This window comes from Arenibacter antarcticus (assembly GCF_041320605.1).
In the GTDB taxonomy this organism is placed as follows: Bacteria; Bacteroidota; Bacteroidia; order Flavobacteriales; family Flavobacteriaceae; genus Arenibacter; species Arenibacter antarcticus.
The window spans coordinates 4,033,316-4,053,497 of the sequence record NZ_CP166679.1 but is presented as its reverse complement, the minus strand read 5'-3'; the positions used below and the strand labels follow the sequence as shown (position 1 = coordinate 4,053,497).

At 36.6% G+C, this 20,182-nt stretch carries 20 protein-coding genes and 1 riboswitch; of the genes, 12 read left to right on the top strand and 8 right to left on the bottom strand.

Going from position 1 to position 20,182, the window contains the following annotated elements; translation table 11 throughout:
- Nucleotides 1–221: 221 nt before the first annotated feature.
- The 6 genes from KCTC52924_RS16705 to KCTC52924_RS16680 all read right to left on the bottom strand — a co-directional run bounded on the left by KCTC52924_RS16705 (nucleotide 222) and on the right by KCTC52924_RS16680 (nucleotide 5,307).
- Complete coding sequence (locus KCTC52924_RS16705) at nucleotides 222–668, bottom strand: MgtC/SapB family protein (protein WP_251805900.1); 447 nt, start codon at nucleotides 666–668, stop codon at nucleotides 222–224.
- A gap of 381 nt (nucleotides 669–1,049) precedes the next feature.
- Nucleotides 1,050–1,241: a CsbD family protein gene (locus KCTC52924_RS16700; protein WP_251805899.1), complete on the bottom strand. Its 192-nt coding sequence runs from the start codon at nucleotides 1,239–1,241 to the stop codon at nucleotides 1,050–1,052.
- Nucleotides 1,242–1,528: 287 nt separating this feature from the next.
- On the bottom strand, nucleotides 1,529–2,164 hold the full coding sequence (locus KCTC52924_RS16695; protein ID WP_251805898.1) for a hypothetical protein: 636 nt from the start codon (nucleotides 2,162–2,164) through the stop codon (nucleotides 1,529–1,531).
- A 12-nt stretch (nucleotides 2,165–2,176) separates the two neighbouring features.
- Nucleotides 2,177–2,548, bottom strand: a complete 372-nt coding sequence (locus tag KCTC52924_RS16690; protein ID WP_251805897.1) for a hypothetical protein — start codon at nucleotides 2,546–2,548, stop codon at nucleotides 2,177–2,179.
- Between the two features lie 403 nt (nucleotides 2,549–2,951).
- On the bottom strand, nucleotides 2,952–3,107 hold the full coding sequence (locus KCTC52924_RS16685; RefSeq protein WP_251805896.1) for a lmo0937 family membrane protein: 156 nt from the start codon (nucleotides 3,105–3,107) through the stop codon (nucleotides 2,952–2,954).
- 70 nt (nucleotides 3,108–3,177) lie between these two features.
- Nucleotides 3,178–5,307, bottom strand: coding sequence for a catalase (locus KCTC52924_RS16680; RefSeq protein ID WP_251805895.1), 2,130 nt, complete (start codon nucleotides 5,305–5,307; stop codon nucleotides 3,178–3,180).
- 444 nt (nucleotides 5,308–5,751) lie between these two features.
- On the opposite strand from KCTC52924_RS16680, the gene KCTC52924_RS16675 reads away from it, so the two are divergent.
- The 3 genes from KCTC52924_RS16675 to KCTC52924_RS16665 all read left to right on the top strand — a co-directional run bounded on the left by KCTC52924_RS16675 (nucleotide 5,752) and on the right by KCTC52924_RS16665 (nucleotide 7,333).
- Nucleotides 5,752–6,183, top strand: a complete 432-nt coding sequence (locus KCTC52924_RS16675) for a response regulator (RefSeq protein ID WP_251805894.1) — start codon at nucleotides 5,752–5,754, stop codon at nucleotides 6,181–6,183.
- A gap of 141 nt (nucleotides 6,184–6,324) precedes the next feature.
- Nucleotides 6,325–6,873, top strand: coding sequence for a hypothetical protein (locus tag KCTC52924_RS16670; protein ID WP_251805893.1), 549 nt, complete (start codon nucleotides 6,325–6,327; stop codon nucleotides 6,871–6,873).
- Nucleotides 6,874–7,126: 253 nt separating this feature from the next.
- Nucleotides 7,127–7,333 carry a hypothetical protein gene (locus KCTC52924_RS16665; protein ID WP_251805892.1) on the top strand — a complete coding sequence of 69 codons (207 nt, stop codon included), beginning with the start codon at nucleotides 7,127–7,129 and terminating at the stop codon, nucleotides 7,331–7,333.
- 388 nt (nucleotides 7,334–7,721) lie between these two features.
- Nucleotides 7,722–7,819: riboswitch (TPP riboswitch) on the bottom strand.
- Between the two features lie 375 nt (nucleotides 7,820–8,194).
- On the opposite strand, the gene KCTC52924_RS16660 is transcribed toward KCTC52924_RS16665, so the two are convergent.
- Nucleotides 8,195–8,677, bottom strand: a complete 483-nt coding sequence (locus KCTC52924_RS16660; RefSeq protein ID WP_251805891.1) for a ferritin-like domain-containing protein — start codon at nucleotides 8,675–8,677, stop codon at nucleotides 8,195–8,197.
- 594 nt (nucleotides 8,678–9,271) lie between these two features.
- Here KCTC52924_RS16660 and KCTC52924_RS16655 point away from each other — a divergent pair.
- From KCTC52924_RS16655 to KCTC52924_RS16630, 6 genes are all read left to right on the top strand, one after another.
- Nucleotides 9,272–9,949, top strand: coding sequence for a hypothetical protein (locus KCTC52924_RS16655; protein ID WP_251805890.1), 678 nt, complete (start codon nucleotides 9,272–9,274; stop codon nucleotides 9,947–9,949).
- Nucleotides 9,950–10,196: 247 nt separating this feature from the next.
- A complete protein-coding gene (locus KCTC52924_RS16650; RefSeq protein ID WP_251805889.1) occupies nucleotides 10,197–10,571 on the top strand; it encodes a VOC family protein in 375 nt (124 codons plus the stop codon).
- Nucleotides 10,572–10,576: 5 nt separating this feature from the next.
- Nucleotides 10,577–11,005, top strand: coding sequence for a VOC family protein (locus KCTC52924_RS16645; protein ID WP_251805888.1), 429 nt, complete (start codon nucleotides 10,577–10,579; stop codon nucleotides 11,003–11,005).
- A 92-nt stretch (nucleotides 11,006–11,097) separates the two neighbouring features.
- Nucleotides 11,098–11,553, top strand: coding sequence for a DUF305 domain-containing protein (locus KCTC52924_RS16640; protein WP_251805887.1), 456 nt, complete (start codon nucleotides 11,098–11,100; stop codon nucleotides 11,551–11,553).
- Nucleotides 11,554–11,668: 115 nt separating this feature from the next.
- Complete coding sequence (locus KCTC52924_RS16635) at nucleotides 11,669–11,857, top strand: hypothetical protein (RefSeq protein ID WP_251805886.1); 189 nt, start codon at nucleotides 11,669–11,671, stop codon at nucleotides 11,855–11,857.
- A gap of 327 nt (nucleotides 11,858–12,184) precedes the next feature.
- A complete protein-coding gene (locus KCTC52924_RS16630; protein WP_251805885.1) occupies nucleotides 12,185–12,391 on the top strand; it encodes a DUF2945 domain-containing protein in 207 nt (68 codons plus the stop codon).
- Nucleotides 12,392–12,689: 298 nt separating this feature from the next.
- On the opposite strand, the gene KCTC52924_RS16625 is transcribed toward KCTC52924_RS16630, so the two are convergent.
- Entirely contained in the window at nucleotides 12,690–13,139 is a 450-nt protein-coding gene (locus tag KCTC52924_RS16625; RefSeq protein ID WP_251805884.1) for a PA2169 family four-helix-bundle protein, read from the bottom strand.
- Between the two features lie 964 nt (nucleotides 13,140–14,103).
- Here KCTC52924_RS16625 and KCTC52924_RS16620 point away from each other — a divergent pair.
- The 3 genes from KCTC52924_RS16620 to KCTC52924_RS16610 are packed head-to-tail and all read left to right on the top strand — an operon-like array spanning nucleotide 14,104 to nucleotide 20,163.
- Nucleotides 14,104–15,573: a hypothetical protein gene (locus KCTC52924_RS16620; RefSeq protein ID WP_251805882.1), complete on the top strand. Its 1,470-nt coding sequence runs from the start codon at nucleotides 14,104–14,106 to the stop codon at nucleotides 15,571–15,573.
- Nucleotides 15,574–15,602: 29 nt separating this feature from the next.
- Complete coding sequence (locus tag KCTC52924_RS16615) at nucleotides 15,603–17,081, top strand: hypothetical protein (protein WP_251805881.1); 1,479 nt, start codon at nucleotides 15,603–15,605, stop codon at nucleotides 17,079–17,081.
- A gap of 46 nt (nucleotides 17,082–17,127) precedes the next feature.
- Nucleotides 17,128–20,163, top strand: coding sequence for a PVC-type heme-binding CxxCH protein (locus tag KCTC52924_RS16610; RefSeq protein ID WP_251805880.1), 3,036 nt, complete (start codon nucleotides 17,128–17,130; stop codon nucleotides 20,161–20,163).
- Nucleotides 20,164–20,182 lie beyond the last annotated feature (19 nt).

Sequence of the window (20,182 nt, the reverse complement as noted above, 5' to 3'; positions counted from 1 at the left end):
TTTAATCGCATCTTATTATGGAAAGAATGAATAAGGGAAAATGAAGGCGAGCGAAAGCGCTCCTATGTAAACAAAACAGAATAACAATATTTATGTAATTAAACCTCCAATATCCTATAACTAGGTTTCCATGGACCATAATAATTGTCATAGGAGTAATCCTTATGATAATTGGTTATATAATATTGATGACCAGTTAAAGATTTGGAATTTAGGAAGTATCAATCTTTATTTACGGGCTCTATTTTGGAGTCGATGTAACCAAAAACAACATTGATTAGTATTACCAAAACTGTTAATATGGCCAATTCTGCAAACATTCCTGCGGCTGCAAGGCAACCTGCACTAGCACTGCACCATACTGTAGCCGCTGTAGTAAGCCCTTTAATTTTATTCTCCTTTTGGAGGATTACTCCCCCTCCTAAAAATCCAACACCAATGATTACCTGACTTAGTACCCTCGTAATATCAACATTTTCCTCACCCTGATACCTAAGCGAAATTAAAATAAATACTGCTGCACCTATAGCCACCAAGGTGTTTGTTTTTAACCCTGCATGTTTCCCTTTAAATTCTCGTTCCAAACCTATGCACAATCCCGAAATCATGGCCAATGCAATTTTAATACTGAATTGTATCACTTCCTCATATGTGCTTGTTTCTAACATTGAATTCAAGGTTTTAGATGTTCCAGCAGATTTTAATATATGTTTGTATCATTAGTTAATACTAGAAAAAGGACTTGAATAAATAATTATTGGCACTAAAGATAAATTGGAGATTTTAATACCCTTTTCTCAAAAGGATTGAATTTTAACTGTAAAAATTATATTTTAAATATTTTAACCCCACCAGAAGTGGGAGTAATAACAAAGGTGTTTTGAATAGGTATTTCATTTCACCGCAGAATACTAGGTATAATTATAAAGTTATAAATTGGCGTTGCACCTTTAAAGGATTAATATTCTGGAAACCATAATAAGCTCGAATTTCAACAATAAAAAACCCCCACTTTTGGTGAGGGTTAAGTTGATAAATAAGGATGCTGATTAGCGACTCCAATTGTCAATTTCTTCTTCCAATTCTTCTCTTCGCTTACCAGTCTTTTCCTGTAGACGACCCATCATTTCATCAAATTTACCTTCAGTATAGGTAAGGTCGTTGTCTGTAAGGTCTCCATATTTCTGTTTGAATTGACCTTTTACTTGTTTCCATTTTCCTTCTAATTGATCCTTGTTCATAATATTTTTAGTATTAAACTAGACCTGTAACAATCCAGTAGGTTAAAAGTTACTTTCTTAATTCTCAATACAATTTATACGTATTTTTCTGTATTCATTATTTCAAAAAAAATCATTATTGACTCATTTCATATCATTGTAGATTTAGTAAATACTTTAGCCCCCAATAAGTTCGGAGTGATATTTTAAAATTTTATTGCTCCTATCTAGCTGTTTTCTAAAAATGGATCAATTCCCTATGAATAATAAATTGGTAATCTGCGTAGAATTTAATATCCAATAACATCTCAACTACCTTCGGTTATGATTTTCCTAGCTAGTTTTTCACTTGCCGATAGCGCATAGTCACTTTTAGATTCCCTGTAAGGATCGGGGTTGGGTATATTTTGTTCGTCAACTCGTTTAAAAATAATTGGGTGCACGTAATAATCCCGACAAACAGTTGGGGTATTCCCCAATTCTGAAGCCACCATTTTTATTACGATATTGCTAAATTTTTTTCTACTGCCTTTTTTTTGGTCTTCTAGGGCAATCGGATAAAGTTCTACTGCCAATCGGTTTGCTGTCCATGTTCTAAAATATTTACAGGAATACTCGGGCGACATGTATTTGGCAATATAGGTATTAACATCGTCACTGTCCACATCACAATAATTCCCATTTTTATTCTTGTATTTGAAAATTTCATAACCTGGTAGGGAGGCGGCTTTGGCTATAAAGGGCATCAATTCCCCATCATCTATATGAACTTCCTGCTCTTGACTGCTCTTTCCCTTAAATGAAAGAATTAGTTCATCATTCTCAATGGTCAAATGTTTTCTTCTAAGTGTAGTAAGTCCATAAGAACCATTTCTTTTCCGATATTCTTTATTTCCTATTCGAATGCCATACTCATCTAGGAGCAAAATAATTAAAGCAATCAATTTGCCTTTCTCCTACCCTTTTGTGTGTAGATCTGTGTAGGCCCTTTTACGGATTTTCGGCAAAGAACCTGAGAAATCGACCATTCTTTTGAATTTTTCCTCCTGTTGTTGCTTTTCAAAAAGTGAATGATAAATATATTGTTTTCTGTTTTTAGCGTCCCTGCCTATTGCCTTGATATGTCCATCATCAAATCGGCATATTAGGACATCGCTCCACATTGGAGGGATTACTAGTTTTCGAAGGCGTTTTAAAGATTTGTCATCAACAATTCTGTCTCCTTTTTCGTCATAGAAACAATATCCCTTTCCACGTTTCCTTCTAGAAATAACCATGGCGGAATCATCAATTTCTTTAATTGTATTTCTCTTGTTCGACTTATTCATAACATTATAAATAAATTACCAGACGTTTTTGAATCAAACTCCCCGATAAATAATTCAATAATTACCTATAGGTCTTTGTTTATTTAATTAAGGCCCCGTAATAAAATAGAAATGATAATTAGGCATAGTTTAAATTAATTTAGATATGTTGATTCGAGGTGTTTAGAAATAATATATTTTAATCCAACGAGTTAGGGGAAGGGTACATAGACTGATGAATTTTAGAAATTTACAATCAAAATAAAACCTAATATTTGCCGAATTTTCGACAACCATTAAATTTTATCAATAAGAGCGGGAATACTTGAATACATATTACAAGCTGTTCTCCTTTAAGTTTGCATATAAAAAAGGTTCCAAATAGCTTATATCTGGAACCTTATCAATAATACAACTGGGATTATTACACTTTTCTTCCTGTAACCAGTTTATAAACGATCAATATTACAGCGACTACCAATAATAGATGTATAATACCACCCACATCTGGGAATACTGTAAATCCAACCAACCAGCCAATTACTAAAATTACAACGATAATCCATACTAGTTCTCTCATAATGTAAAAAATTTTGGTTAATAATTAATTAGGAAATTTATAGTTAAAGTTTGTGAAATTGTTTTGAATATTAAACTGGGATATGGGTTGCTTTTTCCATTCTTTCCCAATTACGGTGCTTCGCGATTGCACTTATAAACTTCTGTGGATCGCCATTAATTAAAACTGCCGGATCATTTTTAAAATCTTTCCCATAGGTCTGTTCCAAAAGTTGACCTGCTTCATTATCAATAGCTATGGCCTTACAGTGCTTAAGCGCTTCGTTAATAAACTTGATATATTTAGAATGTCGTAGAAGTTTTTTTATTGAGGCCTCTCCTCCTGGAATATATACGGCATCATATAAGACACTTTCCGTGGTGCTTATGGCTGCATTAACCTCATGTTCGTCGTTGGAATCGCTAGTAACGACTCCTCCCGTGGGAGCAATCAGTTTTACGATTGCCTTTCCTTTACTTAATGCTGCTTTCATTTTGTTGAAATCTCTGCTACTAAAGCCATCCGCAACCAACACGGCAATTTGTCGTGTTGCGATACTTTCAAATTTTGTATTTGCCTGACTCAAGGCTGGGGATTTTTCTAAGTAATTAATTTTGGGCCCCGGCTGAAAATCGTCCACATTACTATCAGCACCAATAGCTTGATTGATAGGTTGGTCTATATTTTTGGGTATTACCAGACCAATATTTTTAGAAACAGTTTGAGCCAATTCGTCATCAATTTGTTCTATAAGCCATAGCATTCGTTCCTTTATATGGTTGTGTGTGCATTTCCCCAATTCAAATGAATAGGCATCTGCTATATGATCTTGCTCCCATTTAGATAAACTGCGATAAAAAAGAGCAGGTTGTGAAAAATGGTCGCTAAAACTTTTGCTTCTAGTTCTAATTTTTTTGGCATCAATTCGCTCTTCATAGGATGAAAATCCACCTTCGGAAATCTGGGAGAGGTAAGGACAACCACCACCTAAGGTGTTTGGGAAATAAGCAGTCTGGCCCTTTGGAATATTCATTTGCATATGCCCGTCACGTTGATTGTTATGGGCATTCACTAATGGTTGATTAATGGGAATTTGATGGAAGTTGGGAGAGCCCAACCGCGATAGTTGTGTATCGCGATAAGAGAATAATCGGCCTTGTAACAAGGGGTCATTCGTAAAATCTATTCCGGGGACAATATTTCCTGGTAAAAATGCCACTTGTTCCGTTTCAGCGAAAAAATTCTCCGGATTTCGGTTTAAAGTCATTTTACCTATTATTTTAACAGGCACCATTTCTTCGGGGATAAGTTTTGTGGGATCCAAAAGATCAAAATCGTACTTATGCTCATCTGCTTCAGGAATAATTTGGACCCCAAGCTCCCATTGGGGAAACTCGCCAGCCTCTATAGCGTCCCACAGATCTTTTCGGTGAAAATCGGAATCAGCTCCACTAATCTTTACAGCTTCATCCCACGTAATGGAATGTACTCCCAAAAGTGGTTTCCAATGAAATTTAACGAAATGGGATACACCTTCTTCGTTGATTAGTCTAAAAGTATGTATTCCAAAGCCTTCCATCATTCGTAAACTTCGAGGGATAGCCCTATCGCTCATAACCCATATATGGTTATGGAGGGTTTCGGTAGCAAGGCTTACAAAATCGTAAAATGTATCGTGGGCAGATGCAGCTTGTGGGATTTCTTTATTTGGTTCTGGTTTTACCGAATGCACCAAATCTGGGAATTTCATTGCATCCTGGATAAAGAATATGGGCATATTATTGCCCACTAGATCCCAAGTGCCTTCTTGTGTATAAAATTTCACAGCAAAACCTCTAACATCCCTGGCTAGATCCGTAGATCCTTTGGAGCCCGCTACAGTTGAAAATCGTACGAAAACAGGTGTTCTTCGCTTGGTATCGGTAAAGATTCCTGCTTTTGAAAACTGCTCTATACTTTCTTTAAGTTCAAAATAACCATGGGCGCCACTTCCTCTAGCATGGACTATTCGCTCTGGAATTCTTTCGTGATCAAAACTGGTTATTTTCTCCCTTAAAATAAAATCCTCTAACAAACTGGAACCTCTAGTGCCAGATTTTAAGGAATTATTGGTATCATTTACTCGAACACCTTGACGAGTGGTTAATCGCTGATCGTTTCCATCAACCATATGTTGCTCTAATTGACTGATTTTTGCGGACTTATTATTTTCAGTGGTCATATCAGAAAGTTTAAGAATCTCAATGGTCTAAAAATACAATCTCTTTTTCCTCATTACTGTCTTATTTAAAACTTTAATTGCCTTAGATGCATTATTATCAGGGTTCTATAAGATGTTGTCTTTAAAAATAGTGACATTAAATTCTTATTATACTACATCTATTATTAGGAGGGGGAATTATTGGTGATAAGGTTAATCAATATTTTTATTGAGTTATTTATAAGTCTATGATTTAACTAAATTTATCATCTAAACTTAGCGTTATTTTAATTTTCATATAAATTCATATAAATAGAACTGGTTGGTCATAGCTGTTTACGAATTGATTTTTTATTATTTGGTTATTAACTATGTTGAACCATGTTGTTGTAGGTGAAAGTTTTGAAGAAATAAAATTTAAAATACGTTAACTACTCTTTTTCCCTTAACTTAATAATAGCGCTTGTGATCAATAATAATCTAACCGTATTTTTAGCAGACGATGATCAAGATGATCGATCATTATTTTTGGAGGCTCTTGTTGGATTACCATTTAAGACCAAAATAAAAATATTTGATAATGGTGTCGATTTAATGGCAGATTTATTGGATCCGAATTCAAGTTTACCAGATATATTATTTCTGGATTTATATATGCCCTTAATGACTGGAGAAGAATGCCTCCAAGACATTCGCAATGAGCCTACATTGGTTAAAATTCCCGTTGTTATTTACTCTGGTTATTTTGATATAAGTAAAATTAATTTACTCAGAAATAAAGGGGCAAATAGATTTTTGCAGAAACCGTCATCATTTAATGAACTTCAAACATTACTTGAGCAAAGTATATTATCCATAATAAACCCTATAGAAAGTGAGTCTTTTGTTATAAAGTAATCGAATTGAGGGTGGTGACCATACTCGTAAGTATTACGCAAATAGTGTGATTTTTGGGAGCTGTAAAGTAAAATGTTAGTTATCTGTTTTAGCAAATATTTCGCATTTGATGGTGGATTAAATAGAGCTAACCTTAAAAACATGAAATTAAACAAGTATACCAAGCGAGCATTTATAGGAGGAGTAATTTGCATGTTATTCATAGCATTAGGTACTATCCTATTGGGGAGGTTGAGTGGGTATGAGGCTAAAGTCCTTATAAAAAGTTCGCTGGACGGAATGAATACGTTGTGCAATACTATTGCTTTAGCATCTGCCACTATCCTTGCCCTCCTATTAACATTGTTAGGACTTAGTTCTAGTTCTAAATCCGAACTTAAAAAGGAATTTTACCTTGATGTACTTCGGATTGCTAAATTAGACACCATAATCTTCATAGCCGCTGTAATCACTTTCCTCTTATTTAATTTACCCATTACCGAATCGGATAATGTGCCCAATAATTGGTTCAACATCCTTTATTACATTTCATTGGGAATTTCCAGTATTTTAAGTGCTGGTCTTATCGTTGTTGTTCTGTTGCTCTACAATACTGTTGTTAATTTAATTAAAATTGTGGGATTGGGTGTTAAGAACCATCCTATGGCAATTAGTGAGGAAAAAAAGGATAGTAAGGAGAACATTGAATAAATTCTGAATTATCTATATAAATCTAGCGATCCATTTGAAGACTTGAATAAAGTAACGCTGTTGGAGCCATAAAACATCGGAGTATCTAAAAATACGATAAATTAAAAATGATTTAGATCCAATATGGTAATTTCTATACAAATTTCCATTACCGATAATAAAATAATGTTTTGGATACCTTTCTGAAATACAATGTAGTTAATTTTATAAGAATATATTTCTCATTTAATTTAATCTATTCAACCCAATAGTCATGGAAAATAAAAATATAGATAAAAAACAAGCTGAAGAAAATACAGAGCTAATTAAGGAAGAGCATAACCCTAAACGCAATTACATATTTCAAAAGAATCCTATTACCAAAGTCGGATTTGTCATCATCCTAGGTATTTTGATTCTGATAATTATTGGGATTGTATTAACTGGTTCATTTTTTGATTCGACTATTAAAAATCCATAAATTTCATCTTCTTGATATAAAAAGATTTGAGGTAGAAAGACTTACGTCTTCCCAAACGACTGTTATTAAGAATAAAATGCTGACCTGGTTTAAAATGTTGATTAAACGCCTCTAATTATTACTTTATCAGGCTTTACTAAGGAAATAGTATCCTTTTGCGACTACCCTTTTGGAGTTTAAGAATTTCAACTAAAATCAAGTACCTTTTAATAAATTGAACTACAATGCCTTTTATTTTTCGTTCTAAATATAAACCTCTTACCTGCTATTTTAGTTTACCGGTCAATGATGAAGAATGGACTTGTACATGATCCTACGTAATCCTATACTAAGAACTATGATTTAAAAAAACAAAGGGAACAAAAACGATGTTACACGTTCCTAGTTCCCTTTGCGATCATATTTTCCTTTATTCAGAATTACCTGATTAGTTCAATGGGTATAATCTCAGCCATTGTATGTACAACAGCACCCCAAAACATGATAGTATAAATATAGCTATAAAAAATCATATCTCAAAAAAAATAATCGAGAATTAACCGATATAATGCTATAGGGTTAATAAAAATTCCAATTGCGTTAATGTTGTAGAGAATTTGGAATGGTAAAACAAATATTATTTTTTCTTTGGTCACAAAATGAATGGAGTATGAGTTTCTATCTATCACACAAAATTTCATTTATGTGACATGTGTGATTTGGACCAACTGTGGAAGACCAAAAATTAAAATTAATTTATATCATATTCAAGTCAATTAACTGTTGGGAAAATTTTTACATATATATCGTTTAAACATCATAAAAATAAAGCACCCTTTTTGGGTGCTTATTTATACTACTTAAATAATGGAGTCAGCTATTTTATTTGGCTTTTTTATTGAGCCGACCTTCTGCAAGCTCATCCAATTTATTATCAGCATCATATTCCTCGTCCAAAGTTTGTTGGAGCTTTTTAGCGATTGAATTATGACCAAGTTCCTTGGCAAATCTAACGGCAGTACCATAGCCGGAGATTTCGTAGTGTTCTACGCGTTGGGCTTCAGCGATAAGGCCAGCATCCATGACCTCTTTGCCTTCGGCCTCCTGCATAAAACTTTCTGCCTCCTTTATTAGCCCTTCCATAGCCTTACATTTTTCTCCATCTGGCTCAATACCCAGTTCTTCACAAATTTCTTCCAATCGCTCTTTTTGTTCCTTTGTTTCTTCCAAATGGTCTTCAAAAGCTTTTTTCAATTTCGAATCAGAGGCTTTCTTAGCCATTTTAGGCAGGGCAACTACCAATTGATTTTCGGCACTATACAAATCTTGAAGCTGATGTTCAAAAAGTTCTTTTAGATCTTTCATAATAGTTATCTTTTTAAGTTAAATTCTCTAACTAAAATACTAGCTAGCATTGTAAATCGTGATACCAATCAAAACTAAATTTACCTCAATAAATAAAATTCTAATGTCTCTAAATTAAGGGGTTAAGCACTTCATTTTAAGCTCTTTAATTCAAGTGTAAATTGCGATTTTACATGTTCATTTTGAGATATTTATCCTTCAGGGAATTAAACATAGAAAAGTTAAGAAAGCCGATGACTAATTTTTTGGGAGGGATTTTCTATTCTTTATGAAATCATCAAAAAAAATATAATTCCTGGACACTGGAAAAATTTCACACACTTCAACCTCTCCTTTTAATTAAAGAGTTAGTGGACCTGTAATTCCTGTCTCGGCAACGACATTTAAATTATGGTACCATTCAATGTCAGCACAACAGACAAAGTTGCCCGTTTTCTTGCCATCAGGCGAAAGGATATTATGATTATATACTACTAGGTAATAGATATCTGGAAAATCTATTTTTTTTCAGGGGTCCAATACCATCAATTTTCTAAGGGTTAGAGTTAACGATGGTTATTTAAATCAACGAATTTTAAATAAAAATTTAGTTGATTGCCTTTTCCAGAAATCGTTAGTATTGGTTTTTGGGGAAATGGCAACTTAGTATTAAATCTAACACAATGTGTAATGAGTAATTGGACTAGAATAAAATACCTTCCTTTTTATGCCTTTTCTTTACTACCCATGTCAGTTTTATATCTGATATCCGATTTGCTTTTTGTTGTAATTTATTATCTTATTGCGTATCAAAGATGGGAGGTTAGAAAAATCCTCCTAACATCATCCTCTTTTATAAGTATTAAACAAATAATAGGACTTGAAAAAGCATTCTATAAGCATTTTTGCGATTCGGTGGTTGAAGCCATGAAAACCCTAACCATTAATGAAAATGAGGCAAAAAATCTATTTGCAGAAAATAATCCAGCGCCTTATACAATGGCTTTGAGAAAACAGATAAAAGTCCTATTAAACCCAGCTCATCATGGTAATTTGGGGTGGCTTGTTAACTTCCCCATGATTATTGATGATTCTTTAAATTCCTATAAACCATTGCCAAATAAATATCTTAATGGGATCTTATTCTTGATATATCAGAGATCAAGGGGCAATGGTTCTGATTTAAAATATGGAAATGGTACTTTAAATAATCAACAACATCAAAAAATAAAACAGGTTCATTGGAAAAATAGTGCAACTACTTGTGAGGTAAGGTGGCATTCATTACCGTAACCAATAAATTAAAAAATCAACTCGGATCTGTATTTAGGGGTTCCGCCATAAAGTATACTTGTTAGTGTGAAATTGATTTTTAAAAAGGGCTGGAAAAATACGTGAAATAAAGGGGCGAAGGATATTGAGAGGATTCTTAAATCTAGATATCCTTAATAATTACGTCAAAATTCTAGTGTTTTTTTGGGGTATTTGGTAACTTAGATAAAGTGGATGTTCAATTATAGAAATAAAAAAATAAGAAGCAATGTTAACAAAATCAAAAGCTTTCAGCGGTTTTTCCGTGGACGACGTGCAAAAGGCGAAAATATTTTATAGGGGAATCTTGGGATTGCAAGTAAGGAGCAATCCTATGGGGATGCTGGAACTAGATCTTGAAGGAAATAATCCAATTATTATTTATCCTAAAGAAAATCATATTCCGGCAACCTTTACTATCCTAAATTTTCCCGTGGAAGATATTGAAGTGGCAGTTGATGCCCTCCTGGAAAAAGGAATTGTATTTGAACAGTACAAAGAGCTACATACCGATGAAAAAGGGATATCACATAACGAAGGACCGTTGATTGCCTGGTTTAAGGATCCCGCAGGTAATATTCTTTCCATATTTCAACAAGAATAATTGAAATGGACATTCTTAAGGTTGAAGGAGTATTGGAAACAGCACTATATGTATCCGATTTAAAGGTGTCTATTACCTTTTATAAAAGGCTCTTTAATTTGGAAACCCTTATGACGAACGAAAGCTTCTGTGCGCTAAATGTATCGGAGAAACAGGTTTTGCTTCTGTTTCTTAAGGATGGAGCAGCCTGGTCCAAGGAAGAAATTAATGTTCATAAGGGGCCAATACCTCCGCATGGTGGAACTGGAAGTCTTCATCTAGCTTTTTCAATTATGGAAAGCGACCTTATACCTTGGAGAAATTTGTTGAATACCAATAGAATTAAAATTGAAAGTGAATACAAATGGGAACGAGGTGGGACAAGCCTATACTTCCGTGATCCAGATAACCATTTATTGGAGTTGGCCACTCCAGGCTTGTGGTCCATATACTAGTAATTAATGGAGCTTAATTATTGGGAACGATAAAACAATTCTACCACAGAGGATTATGCTTCAACTGAATTAATAACGCTAAACCCTTTAAAATGAAAAACTCCAATTATACCAATTTTATTCTAATGTTGATTTGCTCTGCTATTTCAATGTATATAACGATGTATTTTAATACCTATGAATTTAATCATATTTACTTTAGTTGGACTAGAATGTATATGACCTTTATAGGAATTGGAGGAATGGCAATTGTTATGCTTTTGTTTATGCTTAAAATGTATCAAAACAGAATAAAAAATACAAGCATAATACTTGGCAGTATTTTGTTAATGACCATTTCAACTTATTTGGTCCGGCAACAAATTCCTATCAATGATATAAAATGGATGGAAGCAATGATACCGCATCATTCCATTGCCATACTAACTAGTGGTCGTGCAGATATAAAGGACCCAGAAGTGAAAAAACTGGCAGAAAAAATTATCAAAGCGCAAGAAAAGGAAATAAGGGAGATGAAAGAAATGATAGATAGATTGGAAAAGAATTAAATCCATTTAACTCCCATTGACAGCAACCAGCAATGTCAGTTGTAATTTTAGATGAATTATATATAGAGCTTGATAGGTGTTGTAGGCTTATTATAAAATTTTGCAACTTTTATCTATGGAGAAGAGCAACAAATGGACTTTTGCCTCATTCCAACTCAAATTGAATAAGCTTGAACCTAAAACATGCGACAAGGCGTTGGAAATAGCAAATAAGTGTAAGGAATCTGGTGAATTTTATGAAGAATCTGCCATAGAAGAAGGCATGGTACAAGCGATGCAATTGTTCTATGACCTAGAGGGGTAAATCGTGGGTCTTTATAGTCTTGAAAGGGTCTTAGTATAAAAACTATGGGAACTGGTGATTTCAATACATTGAGCTGTGTATAGATCCGTCAAATAACCAGACTCAATTTGGGATTGGCGGTGGCTAATAGCTAACAGGTATCTCCATCAAGTTTTCAGGAGTAGTTTTCCCACTAAGTGAGATTTGAATGCTCCGACGCTTGCCTGCCCGTTCAGTTCAGGCGGGCGTTGAAATGTTATCGGCAGTTTCCGACAGATGTCTCATGGGCTTACCCTTAGGTATTTGATTTATAATTAGTGATATGGGTTTTAATTAAAAAAAGTAAAAATGACAAAATTCAAGGTAGGCAATCATGTAAAATGGAATTCCGAGGCGGGCTATGTTACAGGTAAAATAATAAAGATTCATCATTCAAATTTCAACTACAAGGGATATACCCACCACGCCAGTAAGGATGAGCCCCAATATGAAATTAAAAGTGACAAATCCGATCATATTGCAGCCCATAAAGGGTCCGCACTTACCAAAATTTAGAGTGATACTTATTCCTGATTAGACCTTGTTCCATGCCCATGATTTTAAAGTAGATTGAAATATAATCTACCTACAATGGCAATTACTAGGTCCTAAATTAGTGTATAAGGGAGATTAAATTTGTTTACATTAAAATAATGGGTAGTAATAATGAGGTTTTCCACGTCTATCTTAAATGGAAATACGGGTATTATAAAGGCTCAATGAATGTTAAATTAAAATCGGAATTTTCAATGAAAAAGAGAGCCTCTAAAAATAGAGGCTCATGTATCATGTAAAGGTAGGGAAGTAAAGTATTTTACCTCAAATCTTCTAAAGTTTTAATTCTCTCTAAATCTTGCATTAACCAATCCCGTTGTCTTCTTATTATGGACGATAAAGATGGTGGTACAAGCGTATTGGCTAACACCTCGTTGTATTCCTCTATTGCAGCCTTGTCGCCCCTAATTGCCTCTTCTAACATGGCTTCAGCATCATCTCCGGAGAAAAATGCCTTAACATCCATCCACGTTCTATGTAATGCCCCGGCCGTGCTTCCGTCTATTTTATCCCGTGTATTTAGAGTGGGTGTGGAAGTCTTCAATTCAACTAGAAAAGTTCGTCGCTCCTTGGCCTTATTCCAAAAATAATTTTGCAAGCCAGCATTCTCTGTATTCTCGGCAGCTTTTTTATATCCCTTTACGGAATCTTCATTCTTTTGAATGATGTCATTCAAACGGTCTTCAATTTCTTTTATATCTGTATTCATGTTATTTGAATTTAAAACGGTAACTAATATGCCTACCGTATAGCATTTAGCATTATTATAAAAATAGGTAGTTAGATTAATGCTGTTTAATCCTAACACAATTTTTATGAACTCAATACACAAGCAATTGAATCTTCGTTGGGCGTTTTAATGGGCTTAAGTTATTTCCAGGGTAATTCAGATTATATTTTAATGGAATTTATAGTAATTACCATGAACTGAGCTTTGGTATACACTGTTAGATAACAGAATCTATTAGGGCACTATTGCCAAATACGGGACGCCAGAAGTACACAACTCCGATCAGGGGTCTCAATATACCAGTACCCAATATATCGATGTCCTCAAAGAACATGACGTACAAATATCAATGGATGGTAAAGTAAGGGCCTAGGACAACATATTTATCGAACGTTTATGGAAGTCGATCAAATACGGAAAGATATATCTGAATCCGCTAAACGGGGGTTTAGACCCCTATCAAATGGTAAGGGAATACCTCGAGTTAAACAACACCAAAAGGAGGCATACCGAAATAGGAAGAGTGCCGCCAGATCAAACTTACAACAGTAAAAAAATATTTTAATAAAAAAAAGCACCCTTTATTTGATTTTAAGATTCCAAACAGATGTGCTAACAGTTTGGTAATGTATTGAACCCGTTAAATTGAAAGATTTTTTAAAAATCTTGAAACCAATTTGACTCTATGATATGCATATACCTTATTGGATGGATATGCCAAAAAGTTGAAATTGGTCCTGTTCATATAATAAACTCCGAAATTATTCTACTTTTAAACAGTTCGGTTTTAAGGGAAGCTTACAGTGATATTTTGGTAGAAGAAACTGTACGTGGTATGAATAAGTTTTGGGAGGAGAACGATAATTAAAATTACATGAAAGATGTTTTAATAACATTGTTAACTCTTTAAGTTAAGATTAAGATTAAAAAAACACTAAATATTATGAGACAGACTTTAACGACTTTAGGTTTATTACTTACTTGTATGAATATGTTTACCCAAGACTTATATATCGGCGTATCAGAGATGGATATTACTCCGAAATTACCAGTAGCACTGGCGGGGCAATTTCATTTACGGATAGCCCATGAAATAAGTACACCACTCACTGCAAACATTATAGTCTTGGAATCCAGGAGTGGCAAAAAAAGTCTAGATAAGACCATTTTTGTTTCCTGTGACCTGGTAGGAATACCCAACCAAGTGTGGAATATGGTGAGGCAAGAAGTAAAAAAAAGGATTCCTGATTTTAATACTGATAAAATCATCATTAATGCAACTCATTCCCACACGACTCCTGTCCTAAATGATGCATCTGATAAGACCACGTTTCTATATAAGCTACCGGAACAAGGGGTTACACAGGTAGGAGAATACAGATCGTTTTTGGTCAATCAGATTACAACAGGAATTGTATCAGCCTGGGAAAAGAGAGTAAAAGGGAAAATGTCCTGGGGTCTGGATCGCGCAGCGATCCCATATAATCGCCGGGTAGTTTATAAAGATGGCGAAGCAGTGATGTATGGCACAACGGTAACCCCTAATTTTAATAATATTGAAGGTTATGAAGATCACGACGTACATTCCTTGTTTTTTTGGAACGGTTCTGATAAATTATTAGGAATGGCCGTTGAAGTAGCATGTCCGGCTCAGGAGGTGGAAGGTGATACCAAAGTGAATGCTGATTACTGGCACCCAGTACGTGAAAAATTAAAAAAGCAATTTGGTAATGACGTTGTTATTGCCGGTTTGATCGGTGCGTCAGGAGATCAGTCTCCACATCCTATTTACCGTAAAGAGGCCCTGGAAAGAATGCGAAAATTAAGCAATACCAGCCGGATGGAAGACATTGCATTACGTATTGCGGAGGCGGTGAACCGGACTTATGAGATTGTTGAAAACGATAAACACTCAGAAGTAATTATGGAGCATCAGGCACGAAAAATTGAATTGCCCATGCGGAAAATCACCGTGGATGAATACATCGAGTCCAGACTAATATCTAATGAGGCTGCGGAGCAAATTTCCAGAGATCCAGCAAAAGCGGAGCAATTAAATACGAGGATGACCTGGTATGGAGATGTTGTAAAGAGATATGAAGTTCAGAAAACTAACCCTAATCCTCAGTATGAAACGGAGATCCATGTAATTCGGCTAGGGGATATTGTGGTATGTACAAACCAATTTGAATTGTTCACAGATTTTGGATTGCAAATGCAATCCAGAAGCAAAGCCTTACAAACCATAGTCGTTCAATTGGCAGGCCCGGGAACTTATTTGCCCACTTCAAAAGCTGCTAAAGGCGGAGGATATAGCGCGGTGTGCCAGAGTAATGTAGTTGGCCCCGAAGGAGGCGCTATCCTGGTCGAGGAAACGTTGGAACTTATAAACGCCATGTGGAATGAAAATTAAATTGTGAAATTAATCAGATGATTCAACATATGAAAATTCGCTTTCTAAGAATACCTTTATCAACGACATTCCGAATAACATTGTTATTCCTATGTTTGCCTTCATCCATGGTCATTGGATCGGAACTGTACATTGGTGCCGCGGAAGTTAATATCACACCAAAATTACCGGTGGCTCTTATGGGGCAATTCCACCTTCGAATCGCAGACGAAATCCATACACCTCTTAGAGCAGGCATTGTCGCTTTGGAGACCCGGAATGGAGCTGTTGGACAGGATACTGCTATTTTTGTTTCCTGTGATCTGATATGGATATCCACCAAAATGTGGAATCAGGTGCGAAGCGCAGTGGAGGAGAAAATACCAGGCTTTAATGGAAATAAAATCATCTTGAATGGTACGCTTACCCATACAGGCCCGGTGATTGAAGACTTAACGGATGAAGCGGCTTATTTTTACTACAATATCCCGAAAGAGAACGTTACTCAGGTTTCAGAATATCGACAATTTCTGGTTTCTCAAATCACCAAGGGAATTTTACAAGCCTGGGAAGGCAGGCAAAAAGGCAGCACTACTTGGGGCGTAAGAAGGGCTGCTATTCCTTATAATCGTCGGGTGGTGTATAAGGATGGCAGTGCTGCGATGTATGGGAATACAATGACTCCGGAGTTTGAGGGAATAGAAGGGTATGAAGATCACGATGTAAATTCGCTGTATTTCTGGAATGAGAAAGGCGGTTTGATCAGTATAGGAGTCAATGTAAGTTGTCCATCTCAGCAGGTGGAAGGCGATACTCGCATTGATGCTGATTTTTGGCATCCGGTCCGTGAAAAGTTGAAGGCAAGATTTGGATCAAAATTAGTAGTAGTGGGATGGGCAGGAGCTGCAGGAGATCAGTCTCCCCGACCCATTTATCGAAAGGCGGCATTAGAACGGATGGCGGAATTAAGCGGCGAAAACCGGATGGATGATGTTTCCAGGCGGATTGCGGATGCAGTTGAGATTACATATGAAATAGTGAAGGACGACCTACAAAAGGATATCCTTCTGGAACATCATTACAAAGAGATCGAATTACCAATGCGGCTTATTTCAGTCGACGAATACATCGAATCAAAAAGAGTTTCGGAAGATACCAGAATGCAAATTGAACAAGATTCTGCTCAATCTGATCAGCTTTACGTGAAGATGCTGTGGAATGATGCGATTGTTAAAAGGTATGAAGTACAAAAACAAATTCCCAATCCACAACATAAAACAGAAATTCATGCTATTCGATTGGGAGATATTGCGATTTGCACTAATCAATTTGAGTTATTCACCGATTATGGTATTCAAATAAAAGCCAGAAGTAAAGCATTGCAAACATTCGTGATACAATTGGCGGGGCCGGGCAGTTATTTGCCAACGGAAAAAGCGGTTTACGGTGGTAGTTATAGTGCAATATGCCAAAGTAATTTTGTAGGCCCTGAGGGTGAGCTATTTTGGTTGAAGAAACGCTGGAGATAATCAACAGTTTGTGGCTGGAAGATTGAACATAAAAATGAAACTATTAATGAAGAAGCTACAAAACCTTATCGAATTGATTTTTTTTATGGGCATGTTGGTGTCCTGTAATCAGAATGGAATACTGTACGAAAACGGTGCGCTTTCACCGAAAGATGGATTGGCGAGTTATGAGGTTGTAGAAGGCTTCCAGGTCGAGTTATTTGCAAGCGAGCCTTTGATTTCCGATCCGGTGGACATGGCCATAGATGAGAACGGGCTGATGTACGTCGTTGAGATGTCTGGTTATCCTCTCAATAAAAGTCATACTGGCAAAATCAAAATATTGAAAGACAATGATGGAGATGGGATAATGGATGAAAGCATTTTATTTGCGGATGAACTGATGTTCCCGAACGGGGTGATGCCCTGGAAGAATGGCATTATAGTTACCGATGCACCATACGTATTGTACCTGGAAGATGTGGATAGAGATGGCCGTGCGGATGTACGCGATACCTTATTGACAGGTTTTTCTTTATCCAATCCACATGTAAATGTCAATAATCCTATATATGGTCTGGACAACTGGATCTATTTGTCTCATTTTGGCCGGATCGGCTCACGGAAATATGAAGAAGACTTTGGCGACTTGGGGGACGAGATTCGTTTTTGGAACGACCCCGATGGACCATTTTTACCTCAAAATGCAAACGGTAAAAATGTACGGTTTAAAACGGATGGCGAGAGCCTAGAAATATTGTCAGTAAAAGGTCAGTTTGGACATACCTTTGATGAGTGGGGACATCATTTTCTCACTCACAATCAGAATCATATCTATGAGGAGGTTTTGGCTCCGCAATATTTGAATCGTAATCCTGATGCTGGGATAAGTAAAGCGGCTGAAGACGTCTCTGATCATGGCAATTCTACTGAAGTTTTTCAAATTACCACCAATCCGGATCGTCAGTTATTTTCGGAGGTTGGATTGACGACTTCTACAAGTGGAATAACCTATTATTCGGGTGGTATATTTCCAGCACCCTATGACAAAGAGCTCACTTTTGTGATGGAATCCGTGAGTAATGTGGTTCATTCAGATAAATTAACTCCGAAAGGAGCCAGCTTTACTGCCTCTCGAATGGAAGAAGGGAGGGAGTTTTTTGCATCGCGTGATTATTGGGCGCGGCCCGTGAATATGTACATCGGTCCTGACGGAGCTTTATATGTTTTGGATTATTATCGTCGGATTATAGAACATCCTGAGTGGATGTCAGACGAGGCGATTGAAGGCGGCGATTTGTATGATGGTCATAATATGGGGCGGATCTACCGTATAACTCCGAAGGGTACACCTTCAGCCCAATGGACGGGAGGATTGGAGCTGGGGGAAAGTACGAGTATTGAATTAGTCAAATTTTTAAGTCATAAGAATCGATGGTGGCGCAGCAATGCACAACGGTTGTTGGTAGACAGGAAGGATACGGAAGTGACCCCATTACTAAAGAAGGAATTAAGAACCGGAAATGCGGTGATGGGGCGATTACATGCTTTGTGGACTTTGGAAGGCATGAGTGCTTTGGAAGAAGAAGATATCATAATCGCTTTACATGACCCGTCTGCAGGACTCCGGGAAAATGCGATTCGGATTGCGGAACGATATATGGAAGGAGACATGGAATTACAAGCAGAACTGATGAAAATGGCAGGTGATGCGTCAGCAAAAGTTCGTTTTCAATTGCTGTGTACATTAGGCGATCTTGATGGTAAAAATGCGAAAGTCGTCCGAGAGCAAATTTTATTTCAGGACATAGATGATGAATGGGTGCAACTGGCTGCTTTGTCAGCAGGTGAGTTAGGTGTGGAGGGATTGTTGAGAGAAACTATTCAGCGACGGGGTCGGGGTAAAGAATCTAAATATGATCCTTTTATCAGCCATTTGACAGAGGCGCTGGGGGCGAGTGAGAATCAGAAAATGATTGTTTCGTTGTTGAAACAGGGCTTGATTATAAATTCCACTGATCCAGTATCACTGCAGTCTGCCATTCTAAAAGGTTTGTCCACGGGGATTAATCGCAATAAATCAGGCAGGGATTTTTTCTCCCCTGAAACAGCATTACTATTGCGCGCCTATTTTGATCATGAATCGGACGAAATTCGTAGCTATACCTTTAGGCTATTGGAAATATTAAATGAGAAGAATGATAATCCGGATATTGAAAAGGCAATTCAGAAAGCACTGGGAAGAGGTCAAAATAAGGAATTAAGAGTGGGTTACCGGTCTCAGATGTTGAAATTATTGTTGTTGGGAGATCCTTCTACATACGAATCTGAAATAAAGGCTTTAATTAATCCTTCAGAAGATCCGGTTGTTCAAAAAGTAGCCCTGGAAGTGTATGACCACATTCCCGGTGCCAGTGTATCGGAATTTGTATTGAAATATTGGGGTCAAATGACTCCGGGTGTACGGGAAGCGGCCCTTCAGAGTTTTATGAGAAACAAAGAACGAGTGGTGTTATTATTGGATGCCGTGGAGAAGGAGAAGATTCCAAAGTCAGCGCTGGGGTGGTCCAGGACCGTTCAATTGAATCAATATCATGTGGAAGAAATACGTGAACGAGCCCGTTCAATTCTGGCACAGGATGATATGCAGGAAGTGATAGCAAGTTATAAGTCTGCATTGGATATGCCGGGCGATGAAAAGAAAGGTCTGGAAGTATACAAGACTAATTGTACTATCTGTCACCAGGTAAGAGGTGAACTGGGCGTCAATTACGGACCTGACCTGGGGACGGTACACAATTGGGATGCTAAGGCACTAATGGCAAATATATTGGTTCCTGGTTTGTCGATTGCACCAGGATATGATTTGTGGAAGATAGAGATGAATAATGGTGAGATCCTACAGGGTGTGATAAGCAATGAAACATCAAGTGCAATTGAGTTGCATACAGGGCCGGAACAGATGCAGACTATTAACAGACAAGAAATTGCTAATATTGAATCGATTCCGGGAATGTCCATGATGCCTGGTTTTGGCGGAGTATTGAGTGAGCAGGAAATGGCAGATTTGATTGCGTATTTAAGGAATAGTGCGGGGTTATAAGTATTTGGAGGCTTTGAAG

Coding starts and splice junctions, on each gene's coding strand:
- KCTC52924_RS16610 (WP_251805880.1), top strand. CDS start 17,128: ATGAAGAAGCTACAAAACCTTATCGAATTGATTTTTTTTATGGGCATG.
- KCTC52924_RS16670 (WP_251805893.1), top strand. CDS start 6,325: ATGAAATTAAACAAGTATACCAAGCGAGCATTTATAGGAGGAGTAATT.
- KCTC52924_RS16625 (WP_251805884.1), bottom strand. CDS start 13,139: ATGAATACAGATATAAAAGAAATTGAAGACCGTTTGAATGACATCATT.
- KCTC52924_RS16685 (WP_251805896.1), bottom strand. CDS start 3,107: ATGAGAGAACTAGTATGGATTATCGTTGTAATTTTAGTAATTGGCTGG.
- KCTC52924_RS16620 (WP_251805882.1), top strand. CDS start 14,104: ATGAGACAGACTTTAACGACTTTAGGTTTATTACTTACTTGTATGAAT.
- KCTC52924_RS16705 (WP_251805900.1), bottom strand. CDS start 668: ATGTTAGAAACAAGCACATATGAGGAAGTGATACAATTCAGTATTAAA.
- KCTC52924_RS16645 (WP_251805888.1), top strand. CDS start 10,577: ATGGACATTCTTAAGGTTGAAGGAGTATTGGAAACAGCACTATATGTA.
- KCTC52924_RS16650 (WP_251805889.1), top strand. CDS start 10,197: ATGTTAACAAAATCAAAAGCTTTCAGCGGTTTTTCCGTGGACGACGTG.
- KCTC52924_RS16700 (WP_251805899.1), bottom strand. CDS start 1,241: ATGAACAAGGATCAATTAGAAGGAAAATGGAAACAAGTAAAAGGTCAA.
- KCTC52924_RS16640 (WP_251805887.1), top strand. CDS start 11,098: ATGAAAAACTCCAATTATACCAATTTTATTCTAATGTTGATTTGCTCT.
- KCTC52924_RS16630 (WP_251805885.1), top strand. CDS start 12,185: ATGACAAAATTCAAGGTAGGCAATCATGTAAAATGGAATTCCGAGGCG.
- KCTC52924_RS16690 (WP_251805897.1), bottom strand. CDS start 2,548: ATGAATAAGTCGAACAAGAGAAATACAATTAAAGAAATTGATGATTCC.
- KCTC52924_RS16615 (WP_251805881.1), top strand. CDS start 15,603: ATGAAAATTCGCTTTCTAAGAATACCTTTATCAACGACATTCCGAATA.
- KCTC52924_RS16660 (WP_251805891.1), bottom strand. CDS start 8,677: ATGAAAGATCTAAAAGAACTTTTTGAACATCAGCTTCAAGATTTGTAT.
- KCTC52924_RS16665 (WP_251805892.1), top strand. CDS start 7,127: ATGGAAAATAAAAATATAGATAAAAAACAAGCTGAAGAAAATACAGAG.
- KCTC52924_RS16680 (WP_251805895.1), bottom strand. CDS start 5,307: ATGACCACTGAAAATAATAAGTCCGCAAAAATCAGTCAATTAGAGCAA.
- KCTC52924_RS16635 (WP_251805886.1), top strand. CDS start 11,669: ATGGAGAAGAGCAACAAATGGACTTTTGCCTCATTCCAACTCAAATTG.